18 protein-coding genes and 1 pseudogene are annotated in these 18,601 nt (G+C 46.6%); all 19 read left to right on the top strand.

Annotated elements, in window-relative coordinates:
• The first annotated feature begins 6 nt into the window (after positions 1-6).
• Complete coding sequence (locus R7E00_RS21085; protein WP_064368706.1) at positions 7-1,860, top strand: flagellar hook-length control protein FliK; 1,854 nt, start codon at positions 7-9, stop codon at positions 1,858-1,860.
• An 84-nt stretch (positions 1,861-1,944) separates the two neighbouring features.
• Positions 1,945-2,448 carry a flagellar basal body-associated protein FliL gene (gene fliL / locus R7E00_RS21080; RefSeq protein WP_064368705.1) on the top strand — a complete coding sequence of 168 codons (504 nt, stop codon included), beginning with the start codon at positions 1,945-1,947 and terminating at the stop codon, positions 2,446-2,448.
• 7 nt (positions 2,449-2,455) lie between these two features.
• On the top strand, positions 2,456-3,502 hold the full coding sequence (gene fliM / locus R7E00_RS21075; RefSeq protein WP_017635951.1) for a flagellar motor switch protein FliM: 1,047 nt from the start codon (positions 2,456-2,458) through the stop codon (positions 3,500-3,502).
• A gap of 58 nt (positions 3,503-3,560) precedes the next feature.
• Positions 3,561-3,971 (top strand): flagellar motor switch protein FliN, encoded by a 411-nt coding sequence (gene fliN / locus R7E00_RS21070; protein WP_005380479.1) that lies wholly within the window; start codon positions 3,561-3,563, stop codon positions 3,969-3,971.
• A 1-nt stretch (position 3,972) separates the two neighbouring features.
• On the top strand, positions 3,973-4,386 hold the full coding sequence (fliO, locus tag R7E00_RS21065; protein ID WP_005380480.1) for a flagellar biosynthetic protein FliO: 414 nt from the start codon (positions 3,973-3,975) through the stop codon (positions 4,384-4,386).
• Positions 4,373-5,242 (top strand): flagellar type III secretion system pore protein FliP, encoded by an 870-nt coding sequence (gene fliP / locus R7E00_RS21060; RefSeq protein WP_005394311.1) that lies wholly within the window; start codon positions 4,373-4,375, stop codon positions 5,240-5,242. The genes fliO and fliP overlap by 14 nt, the downstream gene beginning before the upstream one ends.
• A gap of 24 nt (positions 5,243-5,266) precedes the next feature.
• The gene (gene fliQ / locus R7E00_RS21055) at positions 5,267-5,536 is read left to right on the top strand and encodes a flagellar biosynthesis protein FliQ (protein WP_005380488.1); all 270 of its coding nucleotides are present in this window, start codon (positions 5,267-5,269) and stop codon (positions 5,534-5,536) included.
• An 8-nt stretch (positions 5,537-5,544) separates the two neighbouring features.
• A complete protein-coding gene (gene fliR, locus R7E00_RS21050; protein ID WP_005384463.1) occupies positions 5,545-6,327 on the top strand; it encodes a flagellar biosynthetic protein FliR in 783 nt (260 codons plus the stop codon).
• Between the two features lie 3 nt (positions 6,328-6,330).
• A complete protein-coding gene (gene flhB / locus R7E00_RS21045; protein WP_238843029.1) occupies positions 6,331-7,461 on the top strand; it encodes a flagellar biosynthesis protein FlhB in 1,131 nt (376 codons plus the stop codon).
• 210 nt (positions 7,462-7,671) lie between these two features.
• Entirely contained in the window at positions 7,672-9,771 is a 2,100-nt protein-coding gene (gene flhA, locus R7E00_RS21040; RefSeq protein WP_262606248.1) for a flagellar biosynthesis protein FlhA, read from the top strand.
• 28 nt (positions 9,772-9,799) lie between these two features.
• On the top strand, positions 9,800-11,317 hold the full coding sequence (flhF, locus tag R7E00_RS21035) for a flagellar biosynthesis protein FlhF (protein WP_033907111.1): 1,518 nt from the start codon (positions 9,800-9,802) through the stop codon (positions 11,315-11,317).
• 14 nt (positions 11,318-11,331) lie between these two features.
• A complete protein-coding gene (locus tag R7E00_RS21030; protein ID WP_005380498.1) occupies positions 11,332-12,219 on the top strand; it encodes a MinD/ParA family protein in 888 nt (295 codons plus the stop codon).
• A complete protein-coding gene (locus tag R7E00_RS21025) occupies positions 12,212-12,946 on the top strand; it encodes an RNA polymerase sigma factor FliA (RefSeq protein ID WP_005380499.1) in 735 nt (244 codons plus the stop codon). Before R7E00_RS21030 ends, R7E00_RS21025 begins: the two co-directional genes overlap by 8 nt.
• A gap of 45 nt (positions 12,947-12,991) precedes the next feature.
• Positions 12,992-13,360 carry a chemotaxis response regulator CheY gene (gene cheY, locus R7E00_RS21020; RefSeq protein ID WP_017635949.1) on the top strand — a complete coding sequence of 123 codons (369 nt, stop codon included), beginning with the start codon at positions 12,992-12,994 and terminating at the stop codon, positions 13,358-13,360.
• Positions 13,361-13,478: 118 nt separating this feature from the next.
• Entirely contained in the window at positions 13,479-14,219 is a 741-nt protein-coding gene (locus tag R7E00_RS21015; RefSeq protein WP_005380502.1) for a protein phosphatase CheZ, read from the top strand.
• A gap of 9 nt (positions 14,220-14,228) precedes the next feature.
• Positions 14,229-16,469: a chemotaxis protein CheA gene (locus R7E00_RS21010; RefSeq protein WP_262606229.1), complete on the top strand. Its 2,241-nt coding sequence runs from the start codon at positions 14,229-14,231 to the stop codon at positions 16,467-16,469.
• A 29-nt stretch (positions 16,470-16,498) separates the two neighbouring features.
• Positions 16,499-17,611 (top strand): protein-glutamate methylesterase/protein-glutamine glutaminase, encoded by a 1,113-nt coding sequence (locus tag R7E00_RS21005; protein ID WP_025767174.1) that lies wholly within the window; start codon positions 16,499-16,501, stop codon positions 17,609-17,611.
• Between the two features lie 8 nt (positions 17,612-17,619).
• On the top strand, positions 17,620-18,399 hold the full coding sequence (locus R7E00_RS21000) for a ParA family protein (RefSeq protein ID WP_176311123.1): 780 nt from the start codon (positions 17,620-17,622) through the stop codon (positions 18,397-18,399).
• Positions 18,389-18,601: pseudogene (locus R7E00_RS20995) on the top strand (chemotaxis protein CheW); the annotation flags it as partial. The gene R7E00_RS21000 and the pseudogene R7E00_RS20995, both read left to right, overlap by 11 nt.

Below are 18,601 nucleotides of genomic sequence, written 5' to 3'. Positions count from 1 at the left end.
TTCTAAATGAGTGTGAATTTGTCCCATGTATCTGCGACTACCAAGACGCCAGTTTCTGATGTGTCCGCTAAAGCGTCCGCAGAGAGCACTGAGAGCAAGGGATTTTTAGAAACGTTAACCGATGCATTTGCTGGTAAACAAAAGCCCGAAAAAGTAGCAACAGAATCGACAGTGGTTGAAGAAAAAGAAAGAGCGGATGTAGGCAGTACTTCTTCTGCTAACGTCTCGGACGAATTGTTGGCGCAAGAAAGCCAAGAATCCGTCAGTGACGGGACCCATGATTTTGATGAAATATCAGCAAACAAACCGAATGCAACCTTAAGTGAAGAAGTAAGTTTACAAAAGGCGAGTAACAGCACACCTTTGGAGCATGATGTTGAAGCTATTGAAAAAGTGAAATCAACATCAATTGATACGAGTAACCCATCAAATACAATGGACGTAAAAAGCACGATGGGCGAAGGACAACAGCTTCTTGGTCGAATTGAACAAGCGAATCAAACCCTGAATGCGAGTAATGCATCCATCGATAGTGGCAAAGTTTTGCCTCAGAGCGCGAATTTAGTGCATTCGTTCCACGAGCAAGCAACCGTTTCGACACATCTTGATGAGCTGGCTTTGAATGAAACGCCATCAGTTCATTCGCTTGAACAAGCACAGATGATCCCAGGACAAGACTTAGAGCCAATTTTAGATAAGAATGGTCAACCTATCGATGTCGACAAACTTTCGCCTGAGTTTGCTGCTTGGCAAGAGCTAGCGAAACAAGCCAGCCATCCGACGGCTAAGAGCGCAGTCAGTGGTGAAGTAGCTAATGAGCTGTCGCCGTTGTTAACAGACGTTGATGGTTCCAACATCGACGCGCTTCCACGAGTCTCCTTGGATGAACTTGAAGTTATAGATACCAAGTTGGCGCAAGGAAAACCACTGACTCAGCAAGAAGCTCAGATCATTGAAGGGTTGAAACAAGGAAGGATCACGGCGGATATTCCTGAGCAAGACCTTGCCCAATTTGTTGCGCTCCCTAATGACATTAAACAGATTCTCGCAGAGCAACAAGTACAACATAATTTAACTCGCCAGGCTGGACCTATGGCAGTGTCTCAGCAAATCCAGCATACAGCGGCTCAAGTACCCCAGCCACAAACTGCTCATAGTGGAGATAAAGTCGCATTATCTCCAACGCCTGATACGTTGATAGCCGCGCAAGTGCCGACGTCGCTTCAAGGTGTGAAAGACGGAGAGATTAGCCAGAAAGTGATGAACGCAGCATTGGCGACTGGTGCGCTAAAGGCGACTGCTGATAAACAAGATAAGCCGGACCTCCAACACGGTTTCGCTGGACAGCTTCAGGCTATGGCAGGTCAGCAAGGAATTAATGTACAGCAACAAGCGCGTATTGATGCTGCACAACAAGCTCAGTTTCCGTTGCAACTAACTAAAGAGCTGGCCAACGAGCAAGTTGCGGAAAAAGTGCAAATGATGATGTCGAAGAATCTGAAAAATCTCGATATTCGTCTTGATCCACCAGAGTTAGGTCGTATGCAAATTCGTATGACCATGAATAACGACGTTGCCAATGTACATTTTACAGTGAACAACCCGCAAGCTCGTGACATTATTGAACAGACGCTCCCTCGTTTGAGAGAAATGTTAGCGCAACAAGGTATGCAGCTGGCTGATTCTTCCGTCCAGCAACAAAACAGCGGGCAACAGCAAGGTAGATATACTGCTGAACAACATGGTCAAAGCGCGCAAAGTGGCGGTTTTTCTGGACAGTCCGAAGAGGGTTTTGAATCTGATGTCAATCTGGATTTGAATGTCGCTTCAAAGCGTGATGGAATTAGTTTTTACGCATAAAAGGCCGTTTAACGGCAATGGAATATGGTTACCAAGCAACTCACTAAAACGTCTTGGTAACTCAAAAAACAATAAGAGACAAGAATGGCAGAAGAACAGTTACAAGGGGCCGATGCGCCGAAAGGAAAAAGCAAGTTACTTATCATCATCATCGCTGTTGTAGTATTACTACTTGGTGGCGGGGCAGCGGCATTTTTTCTAATGGGCTCTGATGAACCTGCTCATGCTGAATCGTCTCAACAGGCTCAAGTGAAGGCATCGGATGCTGCGCCCATCGCGTATGTGAATCTTCCTCAGGCATTTGTATTTAACGTTACTGGGGATAGCCGCGATAGGCTGGTTCAAATTAAAGCGCAGTTAATGGTTCGCGGTGCAGAAAATGAAGAGTTGGCGCGGTATCATTCGCCACTGATTGAAAGCTCTATGCTATCAACGTTTGCTTCCGCGACGGTTGATCAATTGCGCTCTCCTACAGGACGAGTGGAATTGCGCGATCGTGCTTCCGAAGATATCAAAGCAGCGCTGAATGCTGCGGTCGGTAAGCCAGTGATTGAAAAAGTACTGTTTACAGATTTTGTTATTCAATAGGTAAAACGTGACCGATCTATTAAGCCAAGACGAAATTGATGCGCTATTGCATGGGGTTGACGATGTTGATGACGTCGATGAACCGATAGAAAACGACACTGAGGGTGCCGTCAATTTTGATTTCTCGTCGCAAGACAGAATCGTACGTGGTCGAATGCCGACGCTCGAACTTATCAACGAGCGCTTTGCACGGCACATGCGTATTAGTCTGTTTAATATGCTGCGTAAAACGGCAGAGGTGTCGATCAATGGCGTGCAGATGATGAAGTTTGGTGAATACCAGAACACATTGTACGTGCCAACCAGTTTGAACATGGTGCGTTTTCGTCCGTTAAAAGGCACTGCGTTGATCACCATGGAGGCTCGTTTAGTCTTTATTCTGGTAGAAAACTTCTTTGGCGGTGATGGTCGATTCCACGCCAAAATCGAAGGCCGCGAATTTACCCCAACGGAACGCCGCATCATTCAGTTGTTACTGAAAATTGTATTTGAAGATTATAAAGAAGCGTGGTCGCCAGTGATGGGGGTAGAGTTCGAATATCTCGACTCTGAAGTAAACCCAAGTATGGCAAACATTGTCAGCCCGACAGAAGTGATTGTCGTGAGTTCATTCCATATAGAAGTTGACGGCGGTGGCGGCGATTTTCATGTCGTTATGCCTTACTCCATGGTTGAGCCTATCCGTGAACTATTGGATGCAGGTGTTCAGTCCGACAAGATGGAAACGGACGTTCGCTGGAGCTCAGCACTACGTGAAGAGATCATGGATTGTCCGGTTAACTTCCGCGTGAACTTGCTCGAAAAAGACATTTCTTTGCGTGATCTCATGGAGCTGCAACCGGGCGACATCATCCCGATTGAAATGCCAGAACATGCGACGATGTTTGTAGAAGACCTACCGACCTATCGCGTAAAAATGGGTCGTTCGGAAGACAAATTAGCGGTGCAAATTTCTGAGGAAATTGAGCGCCCACATGTCGTCAAAACAGATTTAGCTTTCTTAGGTAAAGACATCATGTCCGAGCTTGAGAATGAAGACGATATAGACCATTAAGATACCTTATTAAACAGACATGCTATGGCATGAGTAAGGCGTAACACAGGATAGAAAAATGGAACCAAGTGACGATCAAAAGCTAGCAGACGAATGGGCAGCCGCTCTTGGCGAAGACCCGTCTGCCCCTTCTGTAGACGTAGATGAAGTATTGGCTGCGCCACTGGAAGAGCTAAAAGACACTTCAAGCCCAATTAGCGAAGATGAGCGTCGTAAACTCGACACTATTATGGATATCCCGGTGACGATTTCGATGGAAGTCGGTCGTTCTCAAATTAGCATTCGGAACCTGTTGCAGCTTAACCAAGGTTCGGTTGTTGAGTTGGATCGTCTAGCCGGTGAGTCGCTCGACGTATTGGTTAACGGTACTTTGATTGCTCACGGCGAAGTCGTGGTCGTCAACGATAAGTTTGGTATCCGTTTGACGGATGTGATCAGCCAAACTGAACGAATTAAGAAGCTGCGTTAAGATGAGTCGTTCAATCAAAATGCGATTGAAGCAAATCACTGGAGCACTGAGCTTAATGCTAAGTGCTCCTTATGCATTTGCTGCCGCACCAAATAATCTGGATCTTGCGACGACACTTGGCTCGCTTGTGCTTGTAATCGGCGTGATTCTTTTGCTGGCTTGGTTGCTGAAACGTATGCAAGTGCCAGCGATGGGACAACAAAAGGGCTTGCGTATAGTGAGTCAGTTGCCAGTGGGTACAAAAGAAAGAATCGCAGTAGTTCAAGTGGGTGAAGAACAGTTTTTGGTTGGGATTACTAGCCAATCGATCCAAACTTTAGCCAAGTTAGATAAGCCACTGAAAGAGGAAGAGTTGGCGACCAATGCTTTTGCGACTCAATTTAGCCAGCTGATCAAAAAACATGACAAAGGGTAATCCAATTCGTTTGCTCCTGAGTACGTTGTTACTTTTTGTCGGCGTGCTGTTTTCTTCATTTACCTTTGCTGAAGCAGAGGAGTCAGCGCTGCCAGATAACTTAGCCGATGGAAGTGGTGTTACAGTTCAGGCTATGCAAAGTGATACTGGTGCTAGCCGTGCTATGTCCGTTTCTAGTGGCGGTGGTATTCCAGCATTCACCATGACCACGAACCCTGATGGCAGTGAAGACTACTCGGTTACACTACAAATTTTAGCGTTAATGACCATGCTTGGCTTCTTGCCTGCCATGGTGATTCTGATGACCTCGTTCACTCGAATTGTGGTGGTGATGTCGATATTGCGTCAGGCAATGGGTTTGCAACAAACGCCTTCTAATCAGGTCATTATTGGTATTGCGCTGTTTTTGACCTTTTTTGTTATGTCTCCTGTCCTGAACGAAATCAACGACAAAGCTGTTCAGCCTTATTTGAACGAGCAAGTTACGGCGCGAGAAGCGTTTGATGCTGCACAAGCGCCAATGAAAGCATTTATGCTTAAGCAGACCCGAATCAAAGATTTGGAGACGTTCGTAACCATGTCAGGAGAGCAAGTCGAGAATCCAGAAGATGTGTCGATGGCGGTGTTGATTCCGGCTTTTATCACCTCAGAGCTAAAAACTGCATTCCAAATTGGCTTTATGCTCTTCTTGCCGTTTTTGATTATTGACCTTGTAGTCGCTTCGGTACTGATGGCAATGGGTATGATGATGTTGTCACCAATGATTGTTTCGTTGCCGTTCAAGTTGATGTTGTTCGTATTGGTCGATGGTTGGAACTTGATACTCTCGACACTTGCGGGCAGCTTTGCCCTTTAGATAAGCGCAGATAGAGGATAAGACATGACACCAGAAATGTTTGTCGAGCTTTTCCGTGAAGCACTTTGGATGGTGCTTATCATGGTCTGCGCTATTATCATCCCAAGCTTGCTGATCGGCCTTGTAGTTGCGATTTTTCAAGCTGCGACATCCATCAACGAACAAACATTGAGCTTCTTACCGCGTTTGATTGTCACGCTTTTGGCCCTGATGCTGTTTGGGCATTGGATGACGCAAATGTTGATGGAATATTTCTATGGCTTGATTGAACGCTTACCTCAGGTGCTTTATTAGAGGCGCCTATGGAGTACCCCACTAGCGTTGTCTTAGATTGGATCGCAAACTACTTCTGGCCCTATGTTCGTATCTCATCCATGTTGATGGTGATGACAGTAACCGGGGCCCGATTTGTTTCGCCAAGAATCCGCCTTTACCTCGGTTTAGCCATCACTTTCGCTGTCATGCCAGCCATCCCCGCTGTACCTCAAGACATTGAGCTACTCTCGTTTCGTGGCTTCATGACCATTGCCGAGCAAATGATCATCGGCATAGCGATGGGTATGGTTACTCAATTTATGATTCAAACCTTTGTCCTACTTGGTCAAATATTGGGTATGCAATCAAGTTTGGGCTTTGCTTCTATGGTTGATCCCGCAAATGGTCAGAACACGCCATTGCTTGGCCAGTTATTCATGTTCTTAACGACAATGTTTTTCCTTGCCACCGATGGACACTTAAAAATGCTGCAATTGGTGGTGTTCAGTTTTAAAACTTTGCCGATTGGCTCCGGCTCGCTCAACGCGGTTGATTTCCGTGAAATGGCAGGCTGGCTTGGTATTATGTTCCAAACGGCACTGAGTATGTCTCTATCTGGCATTATTGCGCTACTGACCATTAACTTGTCGTTTGGTGTAATGACCCGTGCCGCACCACAGCTGAATATCTTCTCGCTTGGTTTTGCTTTTGCTTTGATGGTGGGTCTATTACTTTGTTGGTACATACTGGCTGGTCTATACAGTCATTATGAAATGTTCTGGACAGTGGGTGAGGCGCAGATTTGTCGGCTTATTCGCTTGGAGTGCTAAGATTTGGCAGAATCAGACGGTCAGGAACGCACCGAAGAAGCCACGCCCCGACGGTTACAACAAGCCAGAGAAAAGGGGCAGGTCGCTCGATCTAAAGAGCTTGCATCAGCATCTGTGCTGATCGTTGGCGCCATTTCATTGATGTGGTTTGGCGAGGCGTTAGCACGTTCATTGTTTTCCATCATGAGCCGTTTATTTGATCTTCAACGAGAAGAGATTTTCGATACTGCAAAACTGTTTGATATCGCTTTGGGCGCGATGAGTGATTTGTTGTTCCCACTATTTTTGGTGTTAGCGACATTGTTTACCGCCGCCATGATTGGAGCAGCAGGTGTGGGAGGAATCAGTTTTTCTGCCCAAGCGGCCATGCCCAAGCTGTCGAAAATGAATCCGTTTAGCGGCTTAAAGCGAATGGTTGGAATGCAAAGCTGGGTAGAGTTGATCAAATCAATCCTTAAAGTGGTTCTGGTCACTGGTGTCGCCATCTATTTGATCCAAGCATCACAGGCCGATCTGATTCAATTGAGCATGGATGCGTATCCGCAAAACATCTTCCATGCTTTAGATATTTTGCTGAACTTTATTTTGCTGATCAGTTGCTCGCTATTGATTGTGGTTGCCATCGATATTCCATTTCAAATCTGGCAGCACGCCGATCAGTTAAAAATGACCAAGCAAGAAGTCAAAGACGAATACAAAGAGACTGAAGGTAAGCCGGAAGTGAAAGGCCGTATTCGTATGTTGCAAAGGGAAGCGGCTCAACGTCGAATGATGGCGGACGTTCCTCAAGCTGATGTTATTGTTACTAACCCAGAGCACTTCTCGGTAGCGCTTCGTTATAAACAGAAGACAGACCGTGCGCCAGTCGTGATCGCTAAAGGTACTGACCACATGGCGATGAAGATTCGAGAAGTCGCCCGCGAACATGACATTACGATTGTGCCCGCACCACCTTTGGCTCGTGCGTTGTACCACACGACAGAGCTCGAGCAAGAGATCCCCGATGGGTTATTTACTGCCGTCGCTCAGGTTTTGGCATTTGTATTCCAATTGAAGCAATACCGAAAACGAGGTGGACAGCGCCCGAAAATTCAAGATTATGATTTGCCAATCCCGCCCGAGCACCGTCATTGATACGAAAAGCGGTAAAGCCTTAAAAAAGCTCGTTTGATCAAAAGCTAAGCTCTATTTGAGTGTTTAGTCATTATTTTGGCGCTAATTATGGTACATAGATTGCTTAAAACGCTTTAATTATCAACCCTACCTAAACTTTTAGGCTAAAGCGGTCGCGTATTAATAGTAAGAGCTTACGTGACGCTTCAATCGATTGAGATCTCTCGCAGTATGAAGTTAAGCCTGCCGTTTGCAGATAAATTGCCACGAATCCCTCAACGTGAAATGCCAGCTATTGGTGCTCCGGTGATGGTTTTGGCCACCCTAGCGATGGTGGTACTGCCGATTCCAGCATTTTTGCTGGATATGTTCTTCACCTTTAACATCGCGCTGTCGATGGTGGTGTTGTTAGTGACCGTTTACACACGTCGCCCTTTGGACTTCGCTGCTTTTCCAACGGTATTGCTGATCGCCACGTTGCTCCGCTTGGCTTTGAACGTTGCCTCGACTCGTGTCGTCTTACTGCATGGTCATGAAGGCGGTAATGCGGCAGGTAACGTAATTGAGGCGTTCGGTAACGTCGTTATTGGTGGTAACTACGCGGTCGGCCTAGTGGTTTTCCTCATCTTAATGATCATCAACTTTATGGTGGTGACCAAAGGTGCGGGTCGTATCTCTGAGGTAAGTGCTCGCTTTACGCTTGATGCGTTGCCGGGTAAGCAAATGGCGATTGATGCCGACTTGAATGCCGGATTGATAGACCAAGAGCAGGCAAGAGTTCGTCGTTTTGAAGTGACCAAAGAAGCGGATTTCTATGGCTCGATGGATGGTGCCTCGAAGTTCGTAAAAGGTGACGCGATTGCCGGTATTTTGATTCTGTTTATCAACATCGTCGGCGGTCTGTCGATCGGTATGGCGCAGTATGGATTGGGTTTCGGTGAAGCGATTGAAATCTATACCTTACTGACAATCGGTGATGGTTTGGTCGCACAAATCCCATCGCTATTGCTGTCGATTGCAGCGGCAATGATGGTGACGCGCCAAAACACCGATGAAGACATGGGGGAACAACTGGTCTTCCAGATGTTCGACAACCCAAAAGCGCTGATGATTACTGCGGCTATTCTTGGTGTGATGGGCATCGTACCGGGCATGCCACACTTTGCGTTTTTGAGCCTGGCAGTCGCGGCCGGTGCAGCGGCATATTTCATCGACAAACGGCAGAAGCAGAAAGCGAAAGAGCCCGCTTTACCAGCAACAGCAGACGAAGGTACAGAACCTTCCTCACAGCGCGAACTGTCTTGGGATGACGTCCAGCCAGTCGATATTATTGGCTTGGAAGTCGGTTATCGCTTAATCCCTTTGGTGGACAGAGACCAAGGTGGGGAACTGTTAGAGCGCGTAAAAGGCGTGCGTAAAAAGTTATCGCAAGATTTTGGGTTCCTAATTCCAGCGGTTCATATTCGTGACAATCTTGAGCTGACCCCAAACAGTTACCGAATTACATTGATGGGGGTTGCGGTGGGCGAAGCAGAGATTCGTCCGGATCAAGAGCTAGCGATTAACCCAGGTCAGGTGTATGGCATGATTGATGGTGAGCCAACCATTGACCCTGCTTTTGGACTGGAAGCCGTATGGATCCGAGAAGATCAGCGTGAGCACGCGCAGGCTCTGGGTTATACGGTTGTTGATTCATCAACGGTATTAGCGACGCACCTAAGCCAGCTATTGACCAACAACGCATCACAGCTAATTGGTCATGAAGAAGTAGAGAATTTATTAGAAATGTTGGGACGCAGCGCGCCTAAGTTGGTCGAGAACTTTGTTCCTGACCAATTACCATTAGGTGTGGTGGTGAAAGTCCTACAAAACTTGTTAAACGAGGCCATTCCAATCCGCGATATTCGCACGATTGTTCAAACTTTGGCTGAGTACTCAAGTAAGAGTCAAGAAGCTGACATATTGACGGCAGCAGTTCGAATTAGTCTTAAACGTCTAATTGTTCAAGAAATCAATGGTATAGAGCCTGAGTTACCAGTGATTACTTTGATACCCGAACTGGAACAAATATTGCATCAAACTATGCAAGCATCAGGAGGCGAATCTGCGGGGATTGAACCGGGACTCGCTGAGCGATTGCAGTCTTCACTAAGCCAAGCGACACAGGAACAAGAACTGAAAGGCGAACCTGCCGTTCTGCTTACTTCCGGCGTATTACGCTCGACGTTGGCGAAATTTGTGAAGAACACAATACCTAATCTCCGGATACTGTCTTACCAAGAAATCCCGGATGAAAAACAGATCAGAATTGTGCAAGCCGTGGGTAACTGATCTCACGCATCATTAATGGATTCATAGTTTGAAAATAAAGCGATTTTTTGCCAAAGACATGAGAACGGCGCTGCTCCAAGTGAAAGAGGAGTTAGGCGCGGAAGCGGTGATCATGTCAAACAAGAAAGTGGCTGGTGGAGTAGCGATTGTTGCGGCGATAGATAGTGAATCTAATCCGTCTCAAGCAAGCGCAGCGTCACAGCAAAATCGCGGTGCTTCTCAATCGAATCGCTATAACGAACATCGTCAAATGTCATCGTCTTCTGCTGATCGTTACCAAGATCGTCATTTAGATGAAGATAAAATTAGCCTGAACAGTAATAACAGTAACAATGAAAAAACAGGCTCAATGACGCAGCGATTCGCTAATATGCTTAAGCAATATAGCGGTGGTGCAGCAGATGCTGACGACCACGTAGCGGAAAATGAAGATTCGCTCTCTGCTTTGCTGCAACGCCAAAATAAGCATCGCGACGGCTACAACCAAGAAAAGCCAGCGCCATATCAACCAGATTCACCTTTGGCGAAGCTAATCGCACAGGACAATCGATTTGAACGTCCGACGCCCAAGCTGGACCCGACGCGCTATGACCGACGTCGCCCAAGTGATGAGCGTGACGAATCGGCCGATGAGCTAGAAAGCATGCGCGAAGAGATGACGTCAATTCGTCGTCTGTTGGAGCACCAAGTTTCTGGTCTGATGTGGCAAGAAGTAGAACGTCGTGAGCCACTAAGAGCAATGCTGATTAAGCGCTTAGAGCGAATGGGCGTTTCTCCGGAGTTAGCAGACCAGATGGCCTGTTATATCCCGGAAGATACAAAGCCAGCGCGAGCGTGGAAAGCGTTATTGTCGCTGGTGGCGGATCAAATCAATATTCCTAAACAGGACATTTTAAAACGTGGTGGCGTAGTCGCATTGTTGGGTCCGACGGGGGTTGGGAAAACAACAACCGTAGCGAAACTCGCAGCACGCGCAGCCATGGAATACGGTGCCGACAATGTGGCCCTTGTGACAACAGATACATATCGCATAGGTGCACATGAGCAACTCTCAATTTATGGAAGAATTATGGGTTGTCCCGTAAGAGTTGCTAAAGATTCTAACGAGTTAGCCGATGTTATATATCAGCTAAGAAACAGAAGACTGATTTTGGTCGATACGGCAGGGATGGGGCAACGAGATGTGAGGCTTTCCGAGCAGCTCGACACTCTAATGCAAGAGAGCGGGGAAGTGATTCACAGCTACCTTGTTTTGCCGGCTACCGCACAACGTCGTGTTCTACAAGAAACGCTGGATCACTTCCGACGTATACCACTTTCGGGTTGTATTATGACGAAGCTTGATGAGTCATTAAGCCTAGGCGAATTCATCAGTGTAGTGATTCAAAACGCAATGCCAGTAGCTTACATCGCTAATGGTCAGCGCGTACCAGAAGACATTGTGATAGCGCAACCAAAATATATGCTTGCGAAAGCAAATGAACTGTTAGAGAAGTCGACAGAGAACGAACCTCACTTTTGGAACAGTGACAGTGAAGGACTCTAAGGCGGCGGACTACTATGACTGAGAATATGATACACGATCAAGCAAGCGGCCTCCGTCGCTTAACACAACCATCGTTGACCAAAGTGATTGCTGTTACTGGCGGCAAAGGTGGTGTGGGGAAATCAAACGTAACACTGGGTCTGGCGATTTGTATGGCTCGCCAAGGCAAGAAGGTGATGGTTCTCGACGCTGATTTAGGTCTGGCCAATGTGGACGTGATGCTCGGAATTCGTGCAAAACGTAATCTAGGACATGTCTTAGCGGGTGAATGTGAGCTAAAAGATGCGATTGTCGAAGGGCCTTATGGTATAAAGATAATTCCTGCAACTTCTGGCACACAGAGCATGACAGAGCTTTCTCACGCTCAGCATGCTGGACTCATTCGAGCATTTGGTAGTCTTGAAGACGAAATGGATGTCCTGCTGATTGATACCGCTGCTGGTATCTCTGACATGGTAATCAGTTTTTCGCGAGCAGCTCAAGATGTGGTTGTAGTTGTGTGTGATGAACCGACGTCAATCACAGATGCCTATGCATTAATCAAGCTGTTGAGTAAAGAACACCAAGTTCAACGCTTTAAAGTTGTAGCAAATATGGTCAGAAGCTACCGTGAAGGGCGAGAATTGTTTGCAAAGTTGACACTAGTCACAGAGCGATTCTTGAATGTTAGCCTTGAACTCGTAGCATGTATTCCATTAGATGATAAAGTACGACAGGCTGTAAAAAGACAAAAAATTGTCGTTGATGCGTTCCCACGCTCGCCTGCCGCTTTAGCTATCAGCTCACTAGCAAACAAAGCGTTGACGTGGCCACTACCGAAAACACCAAGTGGACACTTGGAATTTTTTGTGGAAAGGTTGCTAAATCGTACCGAATTCGCAGAGGACCCTTTTGGTGAATAAAGCGATAACCTATGACCAACATGGCAAATTTAATAGCCAGCAGGCGTTCATTGAACGTTATTCAGTGTTGGTTAAGCGCATTGCTCACCACCTACTAGGCCGTTTACCGCCGAGTGTTCAGGTAGAGGATTTAATTCAGGCCGGCATGATCGGTCTTATCGAAGCTCAGCAGAATTATGATGGTTCTAAAGGTGCGAGCTTTGAAACTTATGCAGGTATCCGTATTCGTGGCGCAATGTTAGATGACATGCGTAAAGGCGATTGGGTACCGCGTTCTGTTCATAAAAATAATCGAGAGATTAACCAAGCGATTGCGGAGCTGGAAGGCGAATTAAATCGAGATCCTACTGATTCTGAAGTAGCCACGCATCTCGGTATGACACTGGATCAATATCATAGTGCTCTTACCGATATCAACTGCTCAAAATTAGTCGGTATTGAAGATTTAGGCGTTTCTGATGATGTGATTTCACCGGCGGATGAAACCGATGACAGCAACCCATTCAAAGGGGTAGTTGATGAATCATTTCGAAAAGCACTGGTTGAATCAATAAAACAGCTTCCAGAGCGTGAAGCTTTGGTTCTTTCGCTTTATTATGATGAAGAACTCAATTTGAAAGAAATTGGCGATGTGTTAGGCGTAAGCGAATCTCGCGTAAGTCAAATACTGAGTCAAGCGATGCAACGTTTACGTACCAAGCTCAGTGCGTGGACACAAAATGACTAAAAACACTGATTTTACGATTCAGTGGAGGCAATTTTGAATAAAAACATGAAGATCCTTATTGTTGATGATTTCTCAACAATGCGCCGTATTGTTAAAAACCTGCTTCGTGACTTGGGTTTCAATAACACTCAAGAAGCGGACGATGGTTTAACCGCATTACCAATGCTGAAAAAAGGTGACTTCGATTTTGTTGTAACTGACTGGAACATGCCAGGTATGCAAGGCATCGATTTGCTTAAACACATCCGCGCGGATGCAGAACTTAAGCATCTGCCAGTTCTAATGATCACGGCTGAAGCGAAGCGTGAGCAGATCATTGAAGCTGCTCAAGCAGGTGTAAACGGCTACATTGTTAAGCCATTTACTGCTGCAACATTAAAAGAAAAATTAGATAAAATTTTCGAGCGTTTATAACTCTCTCTTTCTCTTTGTTATTCGAGTCATTCATACCAATTATTAAATACCTATTAAATGACTCGTTTAGCGTTTTCAAAGTGATAAGAAGAACTAAACGTAAAAGGGTCTATTCAGAATGATCTCACTAGAGCAGGCGAAGTCACTCGTTCAAATGCTAGAAAACGGGGAACAAGACCAAGCCAATATGCTTGTTGCCTCGATCTACGAAGGTGCCGATAACCCAATGCTGCAAGAAATTGGAGCGTTAACTCGAGACCTTCACGAATCACTCAAGCAGTTCAGTCTCGATCAGCGCATGACCGAAATTGCGAAAGACGAAATCCCTAACGCTAGGGATCGTCTCAATTATGTGATCGAGAAGACAGAGCTTGCAGCCAACAAAACAATGGATGCGGTCGACTGCTGCCTTCCTATCGCTGATAACCTGCATGATTGCCTTCTAAAAGTTCGTCCTCAATGGAATGAACTCATGCACGGGCGCATAGAATTAAGCGAATTTAAAGCACTGTGTCACCGAATCGACGGGCTATTAGTGCAAGTCGAAGGTGACAGCACTGAATTGCGCGGCCAATTGACCGAAATTCTCATGGCGCAAGACTTCCAAGACCTAACTGGCCAAATCATTCGCCGCGTAATTACGTTGGTTAATGAAGTTGAAGGCCGCTTAGTGGAAATCCTAACCGTATTCTCTGGAAATAAACTTGAAGAACATATTCAAGTTTTGTCAGAACCGGCAGATAAAAAGAATACACAAACAAGCGAAGCCGAAGGCCCGATTCTTCATCCAGAACTGAGAGAAGATGCGGTTTCATCGCAGGACGAAGTCGATGACTTGTTGTCCAGTCTTGGATTTTAAAGGTAACGTATGAGCTACGATTTAGACGAAGATATTCTTCAGGACTTTCTCATTGAGGCTGGGGAAATTCTCGAGCTGCTTTCTGAGCAGTTGGTTGAATTGGAAAATAACCCAGAAGACAAAGACTTACTTAATGCTATTTTCCGCGGGTTTCATACCGTAAAAGGCGGTGCCGGCTTCCTTTCATTGGCAGAGCTAGTCGATACTTGTCATGGTGCGGAGAACGTGTTCGACGTTTTACGAAACGGTCAACGCACGGTAACGCAAAACTTAATGGATACGATGCTAAAAGCCTTGGATACGGTTAATACCCAGTTCCAGGCTGTTCAAGATCGTGAGCCGTTAGAAGCTGCGGACCCTGAGCTTCTTGAAGAACTTCATCGTCTATGCAAACCTGAGTCAGAAGATGAAGTAGCGGCAACCGTAGTTGAAGAACCAGTGGCTACTCCAGAGCCTATTATTCCCGAGCCTATCATCGAAGAACCTGCTGCGCCGTCAGCACCATCAAGTGTCGGCTCTGTTGATGAAATTACCCAAGACGAATTCGAAAAGCTACTTGATGAGCTTCATGGTAAAGGTTCAGCGCCAGGCGCCTCAATGTCTGCGACATCTACAACGCCATCTGAACCGCCTCAATCGAGTGCGCCATCAGTTGAAAGTGGTGATATCACTGATGATGAGTTTGAACGTTTACTCGATGAACTGCACGGTGTAGGAAAAAGCCCTTCTACGGCAGAGGCTGCTGCATCTGCATCCGTACCAGTAGAGCCACCTAAAGCGGCAGAGCCTTCCGCTCCAGTGTCATCTTCATCAAATCAAGACAGTGACTTAATGACGGACGAAGAGTTCGAAAAGTTACTCGATGAGCTACATGGTTCAGGTAAAGGTCCAACGCTAGAAGAATTGGATATGGCAACGAAGCCTGCTTCAGCAAACGTAGAGCAAAGCCCTGCGAAACCTGAGCCTGTTGCTAAGCCAGCACCCGTTCAAACAGCGCCAGCACCAAAGCCAGAATCTAAACCAGTCGCCGTAAAAGAAGAAGCTAAAGCACCAGCGGTTAAAAAACCTCAGGCTGAAGCAACCGTTCGTGTTGATACCTCGACGCTTGATACCATCATGAACATGGTGGGTGAGCTCGTATTGGTTCGAAACCGCCTATTAAGCCTTGGTTTGAATAGCGACAACGAAGAGATGTCCAAAGCGGTCGCTAACCTTGATGTGGTAACTGCGGATCTACAAGGCGCGGTAATGAAAACGCGTATGCAGCCAATTAAGAAAGTGTTTGGCCGTTTCCCGCGCGTTGTCCGTGACTTGGCTCGTAACCTAAATAAAGACATCGTGCTAGAAATGCGCGGTGAAGAAACCGATCTCGATAAGAACCTTGTAGAAGCATTGGCCGATCCGTTGATTCACTTGGTACGTAACTCGGTTGATCACGGTATTGAAATGCCAGACGCACGCGCGAAGGCCGGCAAATCACGCACAGGTAAAGTGATTTTGTCAGCATCGCAAGAAGGGGACCATATTGAACTATCCATCGTAGATGATGGTGGCGGTATGGACCCGAACAAACTGCGTGGCATCGCGGTGAAGCGTGGCATGATGGATGAAGATGCGGCGGCACGTTTAACAGATAAAGAGTGCTTCAACCTTATCTTCGCACCTGGTTTCTCAAGTAAAGATAAAATTTCTGACATCTCTGGTCGTGGTGTGGGTATGGACGTGGTTAAGACGGCGATCAATACCTTAAACGGTTCAATCGATATCGATTCTGAGCTAGGCAAGGGCACTAAGATTACGATCAAAGTACCACTAACGTTAGCGATTTTACCGACTCTGATGGTTGGTGTTGGCGGTCATCCGTTTGCTCTACCACTGGCTTCGGTGAGTGAAATTTTCCACTTAGATCTTAGCCGTACAAACGTGGTAGATGGTCAGCTGACGATCATTGTACGTGAGAAATCTATCCCGCTATTTTACTTACAAAACTGGTTAGCATCCAAATCGCGAAACGTCCAAGAGCGTACTGGTCACGGTCACGTGGTGATTGTACAGATTGGTAACCAACGCGTTGGTTTTGTTGTGGATACGCTTATTGGTCAAGAAGAAGTGGTTATTAAGCCACTCGATAATCTATTACAGGGCACTCCAGGTATGGCTGGTGCGACAATTACTAGCGATGGCCACATTGCATTAATTCTAGATGTGCCTGATTTACTTAAGCGATACGCTGCGGCTTCACGCCTTTAAGCAAAGCTGACGTTATTAAAAGGAATAAGATGGCGATTAAAGTACTAGTCGTTGATGATTCGAGTTTTTTCCGACGTCGCGTGAGCGAAATCATCAACTCAGAATCGCGCCTAGAAGTGATTGACGTTGCGGTAAATGGTAGAGAGGCGGTTGAGAAAGCCAAATCTCTCAAACCTGACGTCATCACGATGGATATTGAAATGCCAGTGATGGATGGCATTACAGCTGTACGTGAAATAATGGCCGCTGCTCCAACGCCAATTCTAATGTTTTCGTCCCTGACCCACGACGGGGCGAAAGCTACGCTTGATGCGCTAGATGCGGGCGCATTGGACTTCTTACCGAAAAAGTTTGAGGACATTGCGCGTAACCGTGAAGAAGCGGTGTCATTACTTCAACAGCGTGTGATTCAGATTGCCTCGAAGCGCGCTTTCATGCGTCGACCTATCGCTCGCCCAACAGCGAGTACCAGCACGACTACTCGATCATTAGGTTCAAGAACGGCTTCACCTGTGACTCCAACACCAACTCGACCTGCTGCGACAAAGTACCGTGCTTCTGGTAAGAAGTATCAACTGACGGCAATTGGCACATCAACAGGTGGCCCCGTTGCTCTACAAAAAATTCTGACGCGTTTGCCGATGAACTATCCGCATCCGATTGTATTGATTCAACACATGCCAGCAACGTTTACTGCTGCGTTTGCCAGTCGTTTGAACACCTTGTGTAAGATTCAAGTGAAAGAAGCACAAGATGGCGATGTGTTACAGCCCGGTGTGGCATACCTTGCACCAGGTGGGAAACAAATGATGGTGGATGGACGAGCGGGCGCTGCTCGTCTTCGCATTATTGATGGCGGCGACCGCATGAACTACAAACCATGTGTGGATGTGACTTTTGGTTCTGCCGCAAAAGTATATGGCGACAAAGTGCTCTCTTTAGTGTTGACAGGCATGGGTGCAGACGGTCGTGAGGGCGCTCGCATGTTGAAGTCTGCAGGCTCAACAATTTGGGCACAAGATGAAGAAAGTTGTGTTGTTTATGGCATGCCCCAAGCGGTTGCTAAAGCAGGCATTTCTTCAGAAGATTTACCGCTTGACCGCATTGCTGAACGCATGTTGGTGGAAGTTGGCCTAGCTTAGGATTCATCATGATTGTTTGGAGTGTAGCTAACCAGAAAGGAGGCGTGGGTAAAACCACCTCAACAGTGACATTGGCGGGCTTATTGAGCCAGAAAGGCCATCGAGTATTGATGGTTGATACTGATCCTCACGCCTCACTGACTACTTATCTCGGTTATGATCCTGATGCAGTAACTTCGAGCCTATTTGATTTATTCCAGTTGAAGACGTTTTCTCGTGAGACGGTTAAGCCGTTGATTTTAGAAACAGAGCTGGAAGGAATGGATATCATTCCCGCGCATATGTCCCTTGCCACGCTTGATCGCGTAATGGGTAATCGCAGTGGTATGGGATTAATCTTAAAACGGGCGCTGCAAACTGTCTCACAAGACTATGACTATGTGTTGATTGACTGTCCGCCAATCCTTGGCGTGATGATGGTGAACGCGTTGGCAGCCAGTGACCGAATTTTGATTCCTGTTCAAACAGAGTTTTTGGCGATGAAAGGTCTAGAGCGCATGATGCGTACGCTAACCATTATGCAAAAATCTCGCCCGGGCGGTTTCAAAGTGACTATCGTCCCAACCATGTACGATAAGCGCACGAAAGCGTCATTGCAGACATTGATGCAACTGAAAAAAGATTACCCAAATCAAGTGTGGACCTCAGCGGTGCCTATTGATACCAAGTTCCGCGATGCCAGTTTAAAGCACTTGCCAGCTTCGCATTTTGCATCTAGTAGCCGTGGTGTGTTTGCCTATAAACAGCTACTGATTTACCTGGAGAGGTTGGCGTTCGATGAGCAGTAATGATGTGCTGTCCAGTGAACAAGCACTTGATGACTACTTTAATGCATTACTGGATGATGAAACTGAAATAACGACTCTTGAGGAAGACCTTGACCTGTTGGCTCAAGAGGTATCATCTGCAGAGCCAGAGCCAGAGCCAGAGCCAGAGCCAGAGCCAGAGCCAGAGCCAGAGCCAGAGCCAGAGCCAGAGCCAGAGCCAGAG

Source organism: Vibrio sp. Vb1755, from assembly GCF_033338635.1.
Taxonomy (GTDB): Bacteria; Pseudomonadota; Gammaproteobacteria; order Enterobacterales; family Vibrionaceae; genus Vibrio; species Vibrio alginolyticus.
The sequence above is the reverse complement of the archived record's forward strand: the minus strand, read 5'-3'. Positions and strand labels throughout refer to the sequence as shown.